General features: G+C 49.7%; 13 protein-coding genes. 7 read left to right on the forward strand and 6 right to left on the reverse strand.

Features of this window, described 5'->3' with window-relative positions:
• Nucleotides 1-66 precede the first annotated feature (66 nt).
• From HPT30_RS30730 to HPT30_RS24440, 4 genes are all read right to left on the reverse strand, one after another.
• Entirely contained in the window at nt 67-1,554 is a 1,488-nt protein-coding gene (locus HPT30_RS30730; protein WP_312876367.1) for an oligosaccharide flippase family protein, read from the reverse strand.
• 78 nt (nt 1,555-1,632) lie between these two features.
• Complete coding sequence (locus tag HPT30_RS24430; protein ID WP_175373913.1) at nt 1,633-2,760, reverse strand: amidase domain-containing protein; 1,128 nt, start codon at nt 2,758-2,760, stop codon at nt 1,633-1,635.
• Nucleotides 2,757-3,380, reverse strand: a complete 624-nt coding sequence (locus HPT30_RS24435) for a class F sortase (RefSeq protein WP_175373914.1) — start codon at nt 3,378-3,380, stop codon at nt 2,757-2,759. The genes HPT30_RS24430 and HPT30_RS24435 overlap by 4 nt, the downstream gene beginning before the upstream one ends.
• 65 nt (nt 3,381-3,445) lie before the next feature.
• A complete protein-coding gene (locus HPT30_RS24440; RefSeq protein WP_175374050.1) occupies nt 3,446-3,760 on the reverse strand; it encodes a hypothetical protein in 315 nt (104 codons plus the stop codon).
• Nucleotides 3,761-3,972: 212 nt separating this feature from the next.
• Here HPT30_RS24440 and HPT30_RS24445 point away from each other — a divergent pair, with 212 nt between their 5' ends.
• The 3 genes from HPT30_RS24445 to HPT30_RS24455 all read left to right on the forward strand — a co-directional run bounded on the left by HPT30_RS24445 (nt 3,973) and on the right by HPT30_RS24455 (nt 8,289).
• Complete coding sequence (locus HPT30_RS24445) at nt 3,973-5,382, forward strand: deoxyguanosinetriphosphate triphosphohydrolase family protein (protein ID WP_175373915.1); 1,410 nt, start codon at nt 3,973-3,975, stop codon at nt 5,380-5,382.
• 33 nt (nt 5,383-5,415) lie between these two features.
• Nucleotides 5,416-6,378: an MsnO8 family LLM class oxidoreductase gene (locus tag HPT30_RS24450; RefSeq protein ID WP_175373916.1), complete on the forward strand. Its 963-nt coding sequence runs from the start codon at nt 5,416-5,418 to the stop codon at nt 6,376-6,378.
• A 123-nt stretch (nt 6,379-6,501) separates the two neighbouring features.
• The gene (locus HPT30_RS24455; RefSeq protein ID WP_175373917.1) at nt 6,502-8,289 is read left to right on the forward strand and encodes a methyl-accepting chemotaxis protein; all 1,788 of its coding nucleotides are present in this window, start codon (nt 6,502-6,504) and stop codon (nt 8,287-8,289) included.
• A 77-nt stretch (nt 8,290-8,366) separates the two neighbouring features.
• Here HPT30_RS24455 and HPT30_RS24460 read toward each other — a convergent pair whose 3' ends face one another.
• Nucleotides 8,367-9,323 (reverse strand): D-2-hydroxyacid dehydrogenase, encoded by a 957-nt coding sequence (locus tag HPT30_RS24460; RefSeq protein ID WP_175373918.1) that lies wholly within the window; start codon nt 9,321-9,323, stop codon nt 8,367-8,369.
• A gap of 84 nt (nt 9,324-9,407) precedes the next feature.
• Between HPT30_RS24460 and thpR the strand changes: the two genes are divergently transcribed.
• From thpR to HPT30_RS24475, 3 genes are all read left to right on the forward strand, one after another.
• Complete coding sequence (gene thpR, locus HPT30_RS24465; protein WP_175373919.1) at nt 9,408-10,013, forward strand: RNA 2',3'-cyclic phosphodiesterase; 606 nt, start codon at nt 9,408-9,410, stop codon at nt 10,011-10,013.
• Between the two features lie 82 nt (nt 10,014-10,095).
• Nucleotides 10,096-11,013, forward strand: coding sequence for a cell wall hydrolase (locus tag HPT30_RS24470; protein ID WP_175373920.1), 918 nt, complete (start codon nt 10,096-10,098; stop codon nt 11,011-11,013).
• Nucleotides 11,014-11,087: 74 nt separating this feature from the next.
• Entirely contained in the window at nt 11,088-11,771 is a 684-nt protein-coding gene (locus HPT30_RS24475) for a metal-dependent hydrolase (protein WP_175373921.1), read from the forward strand.
• 122 nt (nt 11,772-11,893) lie between these two features.
• On the opposite strand, the gene HPT30_RS24480 is transcribed toward HPT30_RS24475, so the two are convergent.
• The gene (locus HPT30_RS24480; protein ID WP_175373922.1) at nt 11,894-13,081 is read right to left on the reverse strand and encodes an MGDG synthase family glycosyltransferase; all 1,188 of its coding nucleotides are present in this window, start codon (nt 13,079-13,081) and stop codon (nt 11,894-11,896) included.
• 272 nt (nt 13,082-13,353) lie between these two features.
• On the opposite strand from HPT30_RS24480, the gene HPT30_RS24485 reads away from it, so the two are divergent.
• Nucleotides 13,354-13,929 carry a TetR/AcrR family transcriptional regulator gene (locus HPT30_RS24485; protein WP_175373923.1) on the forward strand — a complete coding sequence of 192 codons (576 nt, stop codon included), beginning with the start codon at nt 13,354-13,356 and terminating at the stop codon, nt 13,927-13,929.
• Nucleotides 13,930-14,143: the final 214 nt, after the last annotated feature.

Consider the following 14,143-nt stretch of genomic DNA (forward strand, 5'->3'; position numbering starts at 1 on the left):
ATAGAATGCACCTTTGGCAGGAGGAAATATGCAGAGGGAGGGCGAGATGGGAAAAACTGTGCTGGATCAGGACCTTCTGAACTTGCCGCCGTAAAAACAGCGCAGATAAAAATATAAACCCGCAACGAGAAAGAATAAGATGCTCTCCAGCATAAAGATCCATAGTTCGGAAAATAGACCTTGCAACAGCTGCCGACAGCGTGAAGCCCCCGCCGCAGCCAGGAGTAGAATTCCGATGTCACAGAGCATCAAAAGCAGGATCCCGTGAAGCTTCCGCTTATGAATATGTAGAGCTTTCAGGTTCCAGAGCGAAGACACCAGCTCCATGGATACAATGGCTATTGCCGCTCCGGCATACCCAAAACCGGGAATGCCTACGAGCATATATTGCGTAAAAGTGGAGCAGGCCAGTCCTGAAAGCAGACCCCAGAAGGGAGCCTTCTTGACATCTTGTGCCCAGAGAATGCTGGTGGTCAGTTCGCGGAAGCCTACCAGAAGCGGGATAGAGGCCAGGTATTTGATCGGTGCAGTCGCTGCCGTCGTATTAAAGATGAGGATGGAAAGCATGTCAGCATGAACAAACAGAAACAGCCCGGAGGCGATTCCCCACAACCAGGAAATCTTCAAGGCCAGGCTTGCCAGATGATTGAATTTTTCCAAAGTGCCCTGCTGCCATTCAGCTGCGATACGGACCGATAGCGTATGGCTGAGTGCTCCTGTTACGAGCGTAGGGGCATAAACGACAATAGCGGCCATCCCGTAAATAACGCCGTACATGGCGGTTGCTTCGGAAGTGCTGTGGCCTGCTGCGAGCAGACGGCTGGGAACTAGCAAAGCGTCAATAAATTCCGAAGCCGGGATGAACATACGCGTCATGGAGATGACGAGCGAAGTTTTAAAGAATATCGTAACTGGCAATACTTTGGAGCGGCCCTGCGGGCGCGGCGAATGGGTGTCCAATGAAAGGTATATGGTTAACAGGGAAAAAGAGACAAATGCACCAAGAAAGGTGCCGTATAATCCTCCACCCACAGCCTGGTTCATGCCGAGCGGCAGGAGCTGTGCTGTGATTAGCACCATGCAGGTTACGCGAACAGCTTGCTCAGTGACTTCTGATAAAGCAATGATGCTAATACGTCCCAGTCCCTGCAAATAACCTCGCAGTAATCCGAGCAATGGAGCAGCAAACAGGGCAGGGGCCAGGCTGTGCAGCGCATGCTCCAGACCGGGATTACCAAGCAAAGTGGAGAGGGATGGCGAGTACCGGAAAACGACCAGACTAGCGGCTCCGCCTCCAAACATCAGAAGCACAGCAACAATCTTTAGAAACTGCCAGCCCTGTGCGGGTTTTCTGGCGGTTTCCAGAGCGAGCGCGGTGGGCAGCCCTCCGGCCAGCATCAATATAAAGCCGTAGAAGGAGTAGGCAATCTGATACAGCCCGATTCCTTCCGCGCCAGCAATTCTGGTGAGGATGATTCGTCCCGCCAGCCCGAACAGCTTGACCGCAACCATGGCAGCCGCCCGGATGGCAGATTGCTTGAATAGATGGGGCACAGCGCTACCTCCAGCGTAACGTATTCAATGTCGTGATCTTTAATTGTATGACATTGAAATGGCGTTATGCTGACAAGCTTAATCTCTGATATGGATCAGCTCATATTTGGTGTACTTGTCCCATCCAAGGTCGAAAGGAACACGGTAACGGTCTGCCGTATGAGAGTTGACCAGGGGATACCCATATTCATCAAAGCCTGTGATAACTGAAAAATGATCCGTATCATTATGCTTCAGAATATAGCCGATCAGATCACCGGCTTGCAGCTGGGAGATGGCACCATGAGCATGTTTTCTGGAAGGGGCTACTATTTCCTTATAGGTACCCTTGGCGACCATAGTGCCATAGCCGGAGCGTAGCAGGAAGTTGCGGAAGGCATCAGTCTGCACCCAAGTTTGCGTCCCCCCGGTCTGATAGAAATATCGCCAGCCCAACTTCATCGGCAATCCTCCGCCTTCCTCAGGATCACCAACCGCCTGAGAGGCAAAGTTAGTGCAATCGCCGCCTTTACCTGTATAGTCGAGATATTTGCGGTTATACCGATGATGATTGCCGGCCCCCCATGCGGTTCCTGCATATTTATCCGCGTAAGCTACGGCACGAGAACGATTATAGCGACTTTTACCCGATGCGGCTGACGCAGGTTTTACAGAAGGGGCCAACCCGTCTGGACTGTCGGCAATCGTATCTGGATTCTCGTCCAGCGGGTCCAAATACCATTCGCGGGCGATTTTCCAGCTTCCATTGATTTTCTTCAGGGTCATAAAATGTCGTGTGCCGATGCCAAAGGACTGTGGCGGAATCACTTCATTTAAATACACATAACTGAGCTTGAGTGATTGCACCAGGGACACCTTGGCCGTATCTCCGTTTACATTCCGGCGTATGATTCGAATGCTACTATTGGCTTTGACCAGCTTAACGGACCTTTTCGCGGCCCATGCGTTAATATAAGCGGTTCGGTTGCTCTCGTTATGGTAGGCATTTTTGCTTAATGTCTGTTGTGTCAGATAAACGTCCTTTAACCGTTCCGTTTGCTGGTCGGTCAGCGTCTGTGCGCGATCTGCGAAGATTTGCTTTAATGCGGCATCTACCTCTTGATTTTCTTTGCTTTCCTCTGCATTCACCATAGCAGAGGGCAAAGAAAAGGAGGTCAGAAGAATAAGGATGAGGGACAGGATCCTGGTTTTTTTAAGCACAATCATAACTCACCTTTCTGCTTCGTGAAAACGACCAGCCTTTTCTCATGTTCTTTTTTCTTTCTGCTATATTTCCCTGTACAGGTGATAAGGGTTAACCGGTGTTCCGCGGTATCCCCGAATATTCGTTCTAATGGGGCCTGTTCGGTGGGGTAAATCTCAACAGATTCGACTGTGTAAGTAAGCCTGTGTGTGTTGTTTGAGACAATAATGCTATCGCCTGGCTTTAATTTTTTTAATTTAAAAAAAACGGCAGGACCGGTATAGCTGTCCACATGTCCATCCAATACCACATTGCCCTTTGATCCCGGAAGGACGCCTGGATAAGAAATCCCAACCAGATCAGTTGATTCTGGCACGCCCATTTGCCCGCTTGGTAAAACAGACACCGGTTCAATTTCTGCAGCGACTTCTATAACGGGAATGGAAAGCCGGGTCGGCATAAAAGGTTTTTCAGGTAGTGGAGGAGCGGAATGGACCGGTATGGGTTCTTTGGTTGGTTCAACTGTGATGTCATTTTCGGTTGTATTCGTCTGTGATTTTGTATGAAGATTTTCTTTAGGTGCAGGTGCGGGCGTTGTTGCTGCGCAACCACAGCCATAGAAGGCGATACTGGTGAGTAGCAAGACAAGGATCCATCTTTTCATAATTATAAGAGAAAGAGGGAGTTGTCCTCCCCCTTTCGTCCTCCTTACTCCGTTTGTTCGCTCGCGCCGCCGAAGCCTGTTTTCGGCAATTTAGTGGCTTTGGTGCTAATGCCTTTTGTCTTAATGCTCTTGGCTTTCAGGCTCTTGATTTTTAAAGTTTTGTGTCCCAAGCTTTTGGCTTTTAGACTCTTCGCATGTGTTCCTTTGGCATGAGCTTTATGGTGTGCCTTAGCTTTGTGTTTGGTTTGAGCATGTGCTTTCTTCTCATGTTTCGTAGGCTCAACCGGAGCCGCACTAGCAGCTGATACAGCGGACATCAACAAGCAGGCAGAAATGGCGGCAACAGCTAATTTCTTCATCAATGTATTTCCTCCTCAAAATGTGTTTTTCCCCTGCACAGTAATATTTCCAGACCGCATAGTTATTAGATTGTTAAATTGTTTCCAGTTGTTAATTCCTAACCATCTCGCTTCTTGTTACTTTTTTATCTTTGGCTTATATAGGTGAAAGTTCGGGGTAATATGTTCTATAATAAATTACTAAATAAAGATTACAGGATAGGGTGGGGAACATGACACTGATTGATAAAAGAGAACACCGGCAGTATCCGGAGATTACACGCCTGGAGACGTCGCGTGCTGCTTATGAGCGAGATTATTCCCGCCTGATTCATTCGCCGACGTTTCGAAGGCTCCAGGGCAAATCCCAGGTCTTCGGCGCAGGCACTGGTGATTATTACCGTACACGCTTGACCCATTCGCTGGAAGTCGCCCAGATTGCTCGCGAGGCCGCTAAAAGCCTGCTGCGATCCTATCCGGAAGTGGAGACCGGACAGGCTGACAATCCCGGTCTGGTGATTGATCCGGAGGTGGTAGAGTGCGCGGCGATTGCTCATGATTTTGGCCATCCGCCCTTTGGACATAAAGGAGAAGAGGTGCTGGATAGCATTCTGCAGCAGTTGATCGAGAATAAAACGAATGAAGCAGCCCGTCTGGCAGGTGCTGATCCTGCAGAGAAGCTGTTTATTCAGGATGAGATGAAGCAGCGCTACGAGCATTTTGAAGGGAATGCTCATAATTTCCGTCTGATTATGTTCTTGGAAAAGCGGGAGAACATTGACGGTTTAAACTTGTCCGATGCTGTACTGCTGGGCATTAATAAATATCCTTTTCCAGGTACAGTATTGAAGAAAGGCCTGTATTTGCATGAATGGGAATACATCTCTGAAATCCGCAGCGATTGGGGAATTCCTGCTGGTAAGAAAACACTGGAGGCCCAGCTCATGGATCTCTGTGACGACATAGCCTACTCTGCACATGATCTTGAGGATGGCATTAAGGCTGGTAAGATCGAAGTACATGAACACTTCATGCATGATGACTATATCCAGCGTCTGATTGTCGAGAAGATCACTACGCTGGAGGATTTCTTCTGGCAGGGCTGGGAGACCGAGAGCATTCGGGCTAAGGTGGAGGAGGTTCTCAGTGCATTCCTCCGTGTCTGGAAGGAGAAGCTGCCGACCTGTGAGAATGATTATTCCAGAACCCGCCGGGAAGTAAAGGCCTACTGGGTAAGCACCTTTGTGGCCAGTCTTGGCGTGATCACGGATGGAGACTGGAAGAAGGTTACCTTCATTAAAGAGGGGCAGGAGGATACGGATATGCTGCGTACAGTCAGTGTCCTGAAAAGTTTCGCATGGGTCACCATGATTCGCGATTTGCGGGTGCAGCGGCTTCAAAAAAGAAGTGAATGGATTCTTCGCCGGCTCTGGGGAGCCTTCCTGGACCCGGATACCTCTAAAGCGATAATTCCATCCGACTGGTTGCAGCGCTTCGAGAAGGACCAGCGGCAGGCGAAGCCGATCTGGACCTGGGAGCATATGGTCATTGATTATATCGCCGGCATGACAGATGCATTTGCCGAGAAAATATACAACGAATTGTACGGTCTTAAGGTCGGCTCGATTTATGATCTTGATTAGGAGAGGTACAGGAATTTGAAAGGAGAGGCAGTTATGGAATCACTGCGGCTGGGCGTGCTGGATTTGGCTCCGCGTTTGTCTGGGATTAGCGCGGAAACAGCATTGCGAGAGGCGTTGCTGCTGGCTCAGTCAGCAGAAGCCTGGGGCTATCATCGCTATTGGGTAGCGGAGCATCATGATATTCAGGGATTGGCCTGTCCATCGCCTGAAGTGCTGCTGGGGCATATTGGCGCCTTGACCTCCCGGATTCAGCTTGGCTCCGGCGCGCTGCTCCTGCCCCATTACAGCCCGCTGAAGGTCGTGGAATCGTTCCACCTGCTATCAGCGCTGTGCCCGGGCAGAATCGAGCTTGGTCTCGGTCGGGCACCGGGTGGGCCGCCGCATGCATCGATGGCGCTGAGCGGCAATTTCCTGAAAGCAGTAGCTGAGCTGCCCGAGACGATCAGGGCGGTCATGGAATTGCTTCAGGACGGCTACGCTTATGAGGGGCAGCCCGTTACCGCCCGGCCGCTGCCAGCCGTGCCACCTGTGCCATGGCTGCTCGGCACAGGTGTGCGCAGCGGGGAATATGCTGCCCGGTTTGGGACGGGCTATGTTTTTGGCAGCTACATGAGCGACAAAGAAGCTGAGCCGGTACTGGAACAATACCGGCGTAATTTTGAGCCTTCGCTGCTGATGCCAGAGCCGCGTAGCATGGTTGCGGTGGCTGTGATATGTGCAAGTAGCGCGGAGGAAGCTGCGCTGCTGGCTGAAGAGAGCAGATGGCCAGATCATGCGGAGCAGGGTGACAGAGGAGCTGGCACTGGCGAAGACAAATCGGGACCGCCATTGCTAAGCGGTACACCGCAGCAGCTTAAGGAGAATCTGGAGCAGATGGCCCATCGGTGCGGCACTGGTGAGCTGCTGATTTTCACACCACTCCAAGACTATGAGAAGCGGCGGGCTTCTTATCGCCTGCTTGCAGAAAGTGTACTATCCCCGGGTAAAACCATATAAATTAATGCACGCCACCTGCCGAAAATATAGGGAGGGGCGTTTTTTTTCGTCATTTTTGAAATGAAAAGAAAGTATTGTAAACAGAATGTAAAATGTTGAAAAAAGATGAGGGGGCTCAAGGGTATGGACAAAGCTTCAGGATTCAAGGATACAATTAAAAACTCGGCTTCCCGCTTGCCGGCAGGCAGACTCAAGACAATCATATCCAACGGCAAACGAAGCATCAGCTTTAAATTCACCTCGGCTTATGTGGCTCTGGCACTGCTGGTGGTGATCAGTGGGGTACTCTCTCTTTTTCAAATGAACCGGATGCAGTCAAATAGCAGTGAAATCATAAGAGGTCTAATCCCCGAATTAAACGAGATTCACAGCATCAATTATTATACGGAGCATATTATGTCGCTTACTTTGCAGCATATCCAAAGCTCTGACAAGACAGAGATGAGCAAGCTGGAGGAGGAACGCGACGCGTATATCCGTAAAGTAGCTACTGCCATGAAGAGCTATCAGAGCAAGCTCCAAGGTGAGGAGCAGACCAAACGCTTCGAGTCCCTAAGCAGCAAATGGACGGAATATATGATGATGAATGACCAGGTACTGAAACTAAGTCAGGGGAACGATGACCAGTTAGCGCTGGAAGTGTCCCGGAAGGGTATTTCTGCTTTTAATAACATGCAAGAGGATATGGAAGCCCTTGTAAAACACAGCGTGGAAGAAGGTAACACCAAGGATAAGATTTCGGCAAACATTTTCCAGGGCTCCGTTATGGTGACGATCATAACCATGCTGCTTGTGCTTGTAGTGATCGGGATCATTAATCTGGTCATCAACCGGGCGATGATTGTTCCTCTGAAGAAAGTGACGGTGCATTTGAAACGAATTGCTACCGGAGATTTGCAGGTCGAGGACACTTTGATTGGCAACGAGGATGAAATCGGCGTGCTGGCGAATACCGTGAATGAAATGAATCATGCGTTGTTTGATATTGTTAAAAGAATCCGTAGTGTATCCCAGATCATTGGTGATCAGAGCGAAACGCTGGTTCGCTCCATCACCGAGACTAAAGAGGGCGGCATGCAGATTGCCGTTACGATGGAGGAACTTGCAACGGCTTCCGGAAGTCAGGCTGAGGCCGCAGTGGATGCTTCCAAAGCGATTGAGAACCTGAACAAGCTGATTGAAGATTTTACTGGGAAAAGTCATGAGCTGGGACTATATTCACTGGAAGTACTACATAAAGGCGAACGTGGCAAAGTTCTGATGGAAAGCTCTGTTACATATATGAGACAGATCACAGAGGCAGTATTGCAGTCTATGGCTACCCTGGAAGAACTCAATAGGAAAAATGAGGGGATTTTCCGGCTTGTGGGTTCGATCCGTGATATCGCTGAGCAGACCCATCTGCTGGCCATTAATGCAGCTATTGAAGCAGCAAGAGCTGGTGAGAGTGGACGCGGCTTTGCAGTGGTTGCCACAGAGGTGCGTAAGCTGTCTGAGGATGTACAGCGGACGGTAACGGAGATTACCGGCATTACGAAAGGGATTCAGCATGACTCCAAGGAAGTAGTGAGATATTTGCAGGACGGGGTGGTAAAGACCGAAGAAGGCAATGTGCAAATTGTGGAGACCGGGGCTGCGTTGTCAGACATTAATCAATCGGTTCAGGTAATGGCTGAAACGATGGAGGAAATCGGAAACGATTTGAGGCAGATGAAGCAGTCCAGTGAGACGATGCATGAATTTAGCCAGCATATTTCGGCGCTGTCACAGGAATCGGCTGCTTCGGTGGAAGAGACTTCGGCTTCAGCCCAGCAGCAGGTAAGCGCCACAAGCGAGGTCGCTGCCGGTGTTGAATATCTCAAATCTTTGTCTAGTGAGTTGAAGGAGTCTGTCTCCAGATTTCAAGTGTAATTAGTATTAAAAAACGCCTCCGCACCCTTTACGAAGTCTGTAAAGAGTAATGCGGAGGCTTAATTGAGCATGCAGACCTAGTATTGTTGACTATAGTCAACTTTATTGAGAGAAGGTGAACCTGTAGCAATATAGGATTTCAGATTCTCGGTGATAATATCAACAATGCGGTCGGCATAGCGATCCGTATTGCCGGCAGAATGCGGTGTAATGATCACCTGCTCCATTCCCCACAGCGGATGATCCTGCGGCAGCGGTTCAGTCTCGAATACATCCAGACCGGCACCGCGGATATGACCCGATTGTAGGGCTTCGATCAGATCGCCGGTATGTGTGGTGCCTCCGCGGCCGATATTGATATAATAGGAACCTTCCTTGAAGGCCGAGAAGAGGGCAGCGTTGAATAAATGATGTGTATCGTCTGTAAGCGGCAATGTGTTGATCACAAAATCGCCTTGGCTAACTGCCTCCTGCCATTGGCTGATCTGGAAGACCTCATCAAAATCTGCTGCCGGCTTGCCTGTACGGCTGACACCGATGGTCTTCATACGGAAGGCTTTGGCGATTCGCGCCGTTTCGCCTCCGATCGCTCCGGTGCCGAAGATGACTGCTGTCTTGCCGGACAATTCGGTTTCATTTCCATAGGAATGCCACTCACGCTTGCTCTGGTTAAGCACAGCCTTGTGCAGGTTTCGGGTGAAGCTCAAGATGAAGCCGAAGATCACGGCTGCGATAGGTTCGGCATGTACGCCACTAGCTGTGGTTAGAAGGACACCGCGTTCCTGCAGGCGTGGTAGCGGCATTTTATCGATGCCGGCAGACCAGCTTTGTACCCAGCGCAGCTGCGATTCTCCGTCAAGCAGAGCCTCTCCGATTCCCTTAGCCCAGCCAATAACGATTTCGGCGCCCGCGAGCTGCTGAAGGTCTGGTTCCTTGGCGCTTCCCAATTCAAGTGTATAGCCCGGGGCGGCCTCTCTGATTTTTGCCTGCTGGCTAGGTGTCAGGGGCTGAAGACATACAATGGATTTAGTCATGTTGGTTCCCTCCCGTTATGCTCTATGGTTGAACGAATAGATATGTTTAAGGATAACAAATCTACCACGAAAGGTGAAATGACCATGAAGAATGAGAAGGAAAGCCACGATAAAGAGCGCCTGTTCGTTGCAGTTCCTGTGCCCCCGGCGATTCGCGAATCTCTCGGGAGTCTGTGTCAGTCGCTTGCTACGGAAGTGTCATTTGCCAAATGGACACACCCCGAAGATTATCATATTACGTTGCAATTTCTGGGAGATACAGCGAAGCAGGACATCCCGGGTTTGATTGCAGCCCTTAAAAAAGTTGCCGCTGCAGGGACCCCGTTTGAACTTTCTCTGGAGGGCTTTGATACTTTTGGCCTCCCGGCTTCACCACGTGTATTATGGGCGGGCCTCAGCGGTGAATTAGAGAAACTTAATGCTCTACAGAGCGCGGTAACTACCGCTACAGTGCCTTTAGGCTTTGTGGCAGAGGACAGATCCTATAAGCCGCATTTGACGTTAGCCCGGAAATATCGCGGTGACATCCCTTATAAGGCCGAATTTGTCGAATTTTCGGAGGTTTTACGGCAAAAACGGGAACATTTGTCCTCTATTCGACACTGGACGGTAGATAGCCTTGTGTTGTATGCTACCAGAATGTGTGCCATTCCTATGTATGAAAATGTTGAAAACATGACATTCTTCTAAAAAATTCGACAAAGGACAGTTTTCAAATCTTCCATTTTCGGTTACATAGAATAGGAATGTGCCGTGATATAGGAGGAGAATTATGGTTATTTATAAACAAAACCGCTATATTGCGCTGCTTATTGGCGTGATACTGGTGAGTTTCTCAGCGATAAACTTGCTGCATCCCGAACCAACGACAGAAGGGAAGTTAACTAAAGTCCAGGGCAAACTGAGTGCGCCCCCAGTGACCTCGGCGCTGGAGCTGGCACCAAAGACAACAGATTCTAACCATACGAGGATACAGATACAAAGCACGATACATCCGGTGATCAGCAGTGCTGTGATACAACCCAAGCCAGAGTGGAGCCTTCAGCAGAAGGCTGAGTGGTTAAACCGACAAACCATTGCCGCAGCAGACACGGTTAAAACTGCTGTGGTCAAGGAAGCCGCCGTCAAAACAAAGGCTGCAGCTGTACCAGTCACACCAGCGGTGCAACATACGCTGCAAAAAACGGCAACGGCATCAAAGGGGAGTCAGACCGAAGCAAAGAAGGTCGCGGCAACTCAGCAACATCCCCCCATCATATTGTACTTCTCCCGGACGGAGCTACTAAGCCAGGAACAGAAAGATAAAGCAACCTGGCGCTACACAGTTTCCGGAGAAGACCTGCTTCTGCTGCAAAAAATCGTCATGGCAGAGGCGGAAGGCGAACCGTACAAGGGCAAAGTGGCAGTTGCCAACGTTGTTCTGAACCGGCTACGGTCAGCCAAATTCCCCGACACGATGCATAAAGTAATCTATCAGAAGAGACAGTTCAGTCCAGTGGCGAACGGTCGTCTTAATCGCGTGAAGCCTAATGAGGATTGTATCAAGGCTGTTAACGCCGCACTATCGGGAATCAAGGAGGTTGCAGACGACACCTACTTCTTTTTGTCGCTAAAACTTGCGCAAGATTTGACGGTACATCATACCCAGAAGTATGTCAAAACAATCGGCAATCATACTTTTTATAAATAATTTGATTTTTTTGGGAACCTCGGCTCATTATAGGGTAAGTAGTCTATTATGAACCTGGAGGTAGAACTGTTGTCATGAAAATCACTTATTATGGACATTCAGCCTTGCTGGTAGAGTCCGAAAGCTGCAAAGTTATTTTTGATCCCTTTCTGTCAGGGAATCCAAACTCCGGTATCTCTCCCGATGAAATTACGGTAGATGCAGTTTTACTTACCCATGCCCATTCCGACCATTTTGGCGATGCGCTCGCTATTGCTGCGCGTAATCAATGTCCTATCTTTGCTGTATATGAGCTGGCGGAGTATTGCCGTTCCAAGGGAGCAGAGGTTAAGCATATGAACATTGGCGGCAGTCATACGTACGGCGGGTTTACCGTCAAGTACACCCAGGCCATTCATTCTTCCTCGATTGCAGAGGGGGATTCATGGATATACGGAGGTGAAGCGGCAGGAATCCTGCTGACCACTGACGCCAAGACGCTGTTTCATTCCGGGGATACCGCACTATTTAGCGATATGCGCCTGATTGGGGAGCGCAATCACATTGATTTGGCTGCATTGCCAATTGGGGATATGCTGACCATGGGTCCTGACGATGCGCTGCTGGCCGCTGGTTGGCTGCGGGCAGATAAAGTTATTCCACTTCATTACAATACGTTTCCTGCCATTGCCCAGGACGGCGACGATTTCTGCAATCGGCTGCGCCAGGAAGGGATCACAGGCTTTCCGCTTAAACCGGGAGAGAGTGTCGATATATAATTTCAGCTTCTGCACAACAATAAGAGGGTGCCGGCAGCCAATGGCTTGCCGGACACCCTCTTATTGTTTCGTTTCTATAATATGCGAGACAGCCAAGTCGAGCAGGCAGTAGCTGCTTCCGCTCAGGGCGTCAGCAGAACGGCCTCCTCGCTTCTAGACTGTGATCGTGATCCCCGGCTCTCTGACAGGCCGATTGCCGGCTTGCCGAGCATCTCCAGGACCGTGGCCGCACAGTGACGCGGCTGGTGCCGGTCAGGAGCCAGCCGGCGCTTCCGCTGCTCCTCCAGCGAGCCTCTCTCCCGGATCATGCGGGTGAACCATTTGTCCACGACTGCGGCGTCCAGGACCTCCGCTAGCCCCAGTTCCACGAAGTATTGGCAGTTCTTTTCCTCCTGACCAGGAATCGCTTTGTAGAACAGCATAGGGATGCCTTTGGCCTGGCCTTCCGTGCAGGTCATGCCACCGGGCTTAGTGATCAGCAGATCGGACGCGTCCATCAGCTTGTTGATCTCTTTGCTGTAGCCGATAATCTTGACATTAGGGTGACTCAGCAGCGGGTTGCTCTGCATTTTGGACACGAGCTTGTCATTACTGCCCATACAAAAGATAAGCTGAATCTCGTTCATCCGTGAGGTGAGCGAGGTCATGACATCCTTGCCGAACATTAGACCCCAGCCGCCGCCCATAATCAGTACGGTGGGGATGTCAGCGAGGCCGAGTTCTTTGCGAAGCTGGGTCTTATTCGATCTTTCCCAGAACTTGGGATGCACCGGAATGCCAGTCACGGTCACATACTCGGCAGGAATGCCGCGGCCGGTAAGAATGGCCTTAACACGGGCAGTGGACACCAGATAGCGGTCTACCTCGTCGTTCACCCAGCTTCCATGCGCATCATAATCCGTAATCAACGTATACAGTGGCACATTAAGACCTTGTCGCTTCAGGCGGGAGATGACGGCAGCCGGAATGGGGTGGGTACAGATAATCAGGTCAGGCTTGAGCTGCTCAATGACCTGTGCAGCGTGAGTATAAAAAATCCGGTGAAGGGCTAGTTTGGTCAACCGGTTCAGTGATTTGTTGTATTGGGTCTTATACATCATGCCGACCAGTTTGGGCTGGCTGCTGACGGTTCTTCGGTAAGCGGAAAGAATCCAAGGAGCGACCGTTGGGTTAAGAAATCTGCCCAGCTCGATTACCCGGCATTGCACATCCGGATTCAGCAGCTTTATTCCTTCGGCCAGAGCATAGGCTGCCCCTGTATGGCCTGTTCCAAAGCCTTCCGAAAACAGCAGTACTCTTTTCTTTCGCATAAGTTCACCTGCTACTTTCCTTCATGAGTAGAATTGCGGCAATCTATCTATAATATATACGTGGCAAATCCTCACTCTTTTCACATTATACAAATAAGACGTAAATAGAAAGTTAAAACACTGCAATAAAATAAAAAAATAAAATGTTTAGCCTTAAGGTATTGCAAATATATAGGCAAAGTGCTAAAGTAGGAAATGACCAATTGACCGTATTAGTAAAATGGTCAGAAGTTCAATGGTAACCATTATTTCTTGAGAAGGGATGTGTACGGGTGGCTGTGGTAGATCGAAGGCAGCAGGTGCTTCAGGCCGCGACCAAATCATTTTCATTATTCGGCTATAAAGCGACCACGATGGATCAGGTGGCCAAGATAGCGAATGTCGGCAAAGGAACCATCTACACCTTTTTTACGAACAAGGAACAGCTGTTTGATGAAATCCTGCGTGACATGATGACTGAGATGAAGATGATTGCCGAGCGGGAGATCAGGCGCGACAAGCCCTTCTTTGATAACCTGCACCGCGTGCTGGATGCCTTGTTGGAATTTCGAAGCGAACACGAGCTATTCATCAAGCTTTCCCAGGAAAATCGCGAATTCGGAACGCCGCAGGCTCAAGAAGGACTCGATAAGATCGAGAGCGTAGTATTGGAATATATCGAACGGGAGGTGGAACTCGCAATCCGACAGGGTGAGATCAAGCCCTGCGACCCTAAAATTGTATCGGTGGTAATGTTCAGGCTGTACATTGTGCTGACTGCCGAGCTGAACAAAACGCACACGCCTTTGGACAAAGAGCAAATTAAGGACTACTTTCGTTTGTTTCTCGCTGAAGGGCTGGCACAGTAATGTTTAGAATCGGCATAGGGATGGCACTCCTCATATCTGCTTTCCCTATCATCTATTTCCTCATACCTTGTATGTTCATAATTTTTTTGCAAAAAGGTTTCCTGCTTCGTCGCAAGCACACCGAGATGGTGCTTTTTTTATGGCTTTGAGTGACTGAATGGGGAAAACAGTCACTTGGTGTTACAGCAATATTTCATACGTACAGCATTAAAGA

It is taken from the genome of Paenibacillus agri, assembly GCF_013359945.1.
GTDB classification, from domain to species: domain Bacteria; phylum Bacillota; class Bacilli; order Paenibacillales; family Paenibacillaceae; genus Paenibacillus_AQ; species Paenibacillus_AQ agri.

What these genes read in the sequence shown, in the direction of transcription:
- HPT30_RS24430 (WP_175373913.1), bottom strand. Translation starts at nt 2,760, where the DNA reads ATGATTGTGCTTAAAAAAACCAGGATCCTGTCCCTCATCCTTATTCTT.
- HPT30_RS24440 (WP_175374050.1), bottom strand. Translation starts at nt 3,760, where the DNA reads ATGAAGAAATTAGCTGTTGCCGCCATTTCTGCCTGCTTGTTGATGTCC.
- HPT30_RS24445 (WP_175373915.1), top strand. Translation starts at nt 3,973, where the DNA reads ATGACACTGATTGATAAAAGAGAACACCGGCAGTATCCGGAGATTACA.
- HPT30_RS24450 (WP_175373916.1), top strand. Translation starts at nt 5,416, where the DNA reads ATGGAATCACTGCGGCTGGGCGTGCTGGATTTGGCTCCGCGTTTGTCT.
- HPT30_RS24455 (WP_175373917.1), top strand. Translation starts at nt 6,502, where the DNA reads ATGGACAAAGCTTCAGGATTCAAGGATACAATTAAAAACTCGGCTTCC.
- HPT30_RS24460 (WP_175373918.1), bottom strand. Translation starts at nt 9,323, where the DNA reads ATGACTAAATCCATTGTATGTCTTCAGCCCCTGACACCTAGCCAGCAG.
- thpR (WP_175373919.1), top strand. Translation starts at nt 9,408, where the DNA reads ATGAAGAATGAGAAGGAAAGCCACGATAAAGAGCGCCTGTTCGTTGCA.
- HPT30_RS24470 (WP_175373920.1), top strand. Translation starts at nt 10,096, where the DNA reads ATGGTTATTTATAAACAAAACCGCTATATTGCGCTGCTTATTGGCGTG.
- HPT30_RS24475 (WP_175373921.1), top strand. Translation starts at nt 11,088, where the DNA reads ATGAAAATCACTTATTATGGACATTCAGCCTTGCTGGTAGAGTCCGAA.
- HPT30_RS24480 (WP_175373922.1), bottom strand. Translation starts at nt 13,081, where the DNA reads ATGCGAAAGAAAAGAGTACTGCTGTTTTCGGAAGGCTTTGGAACAGGC.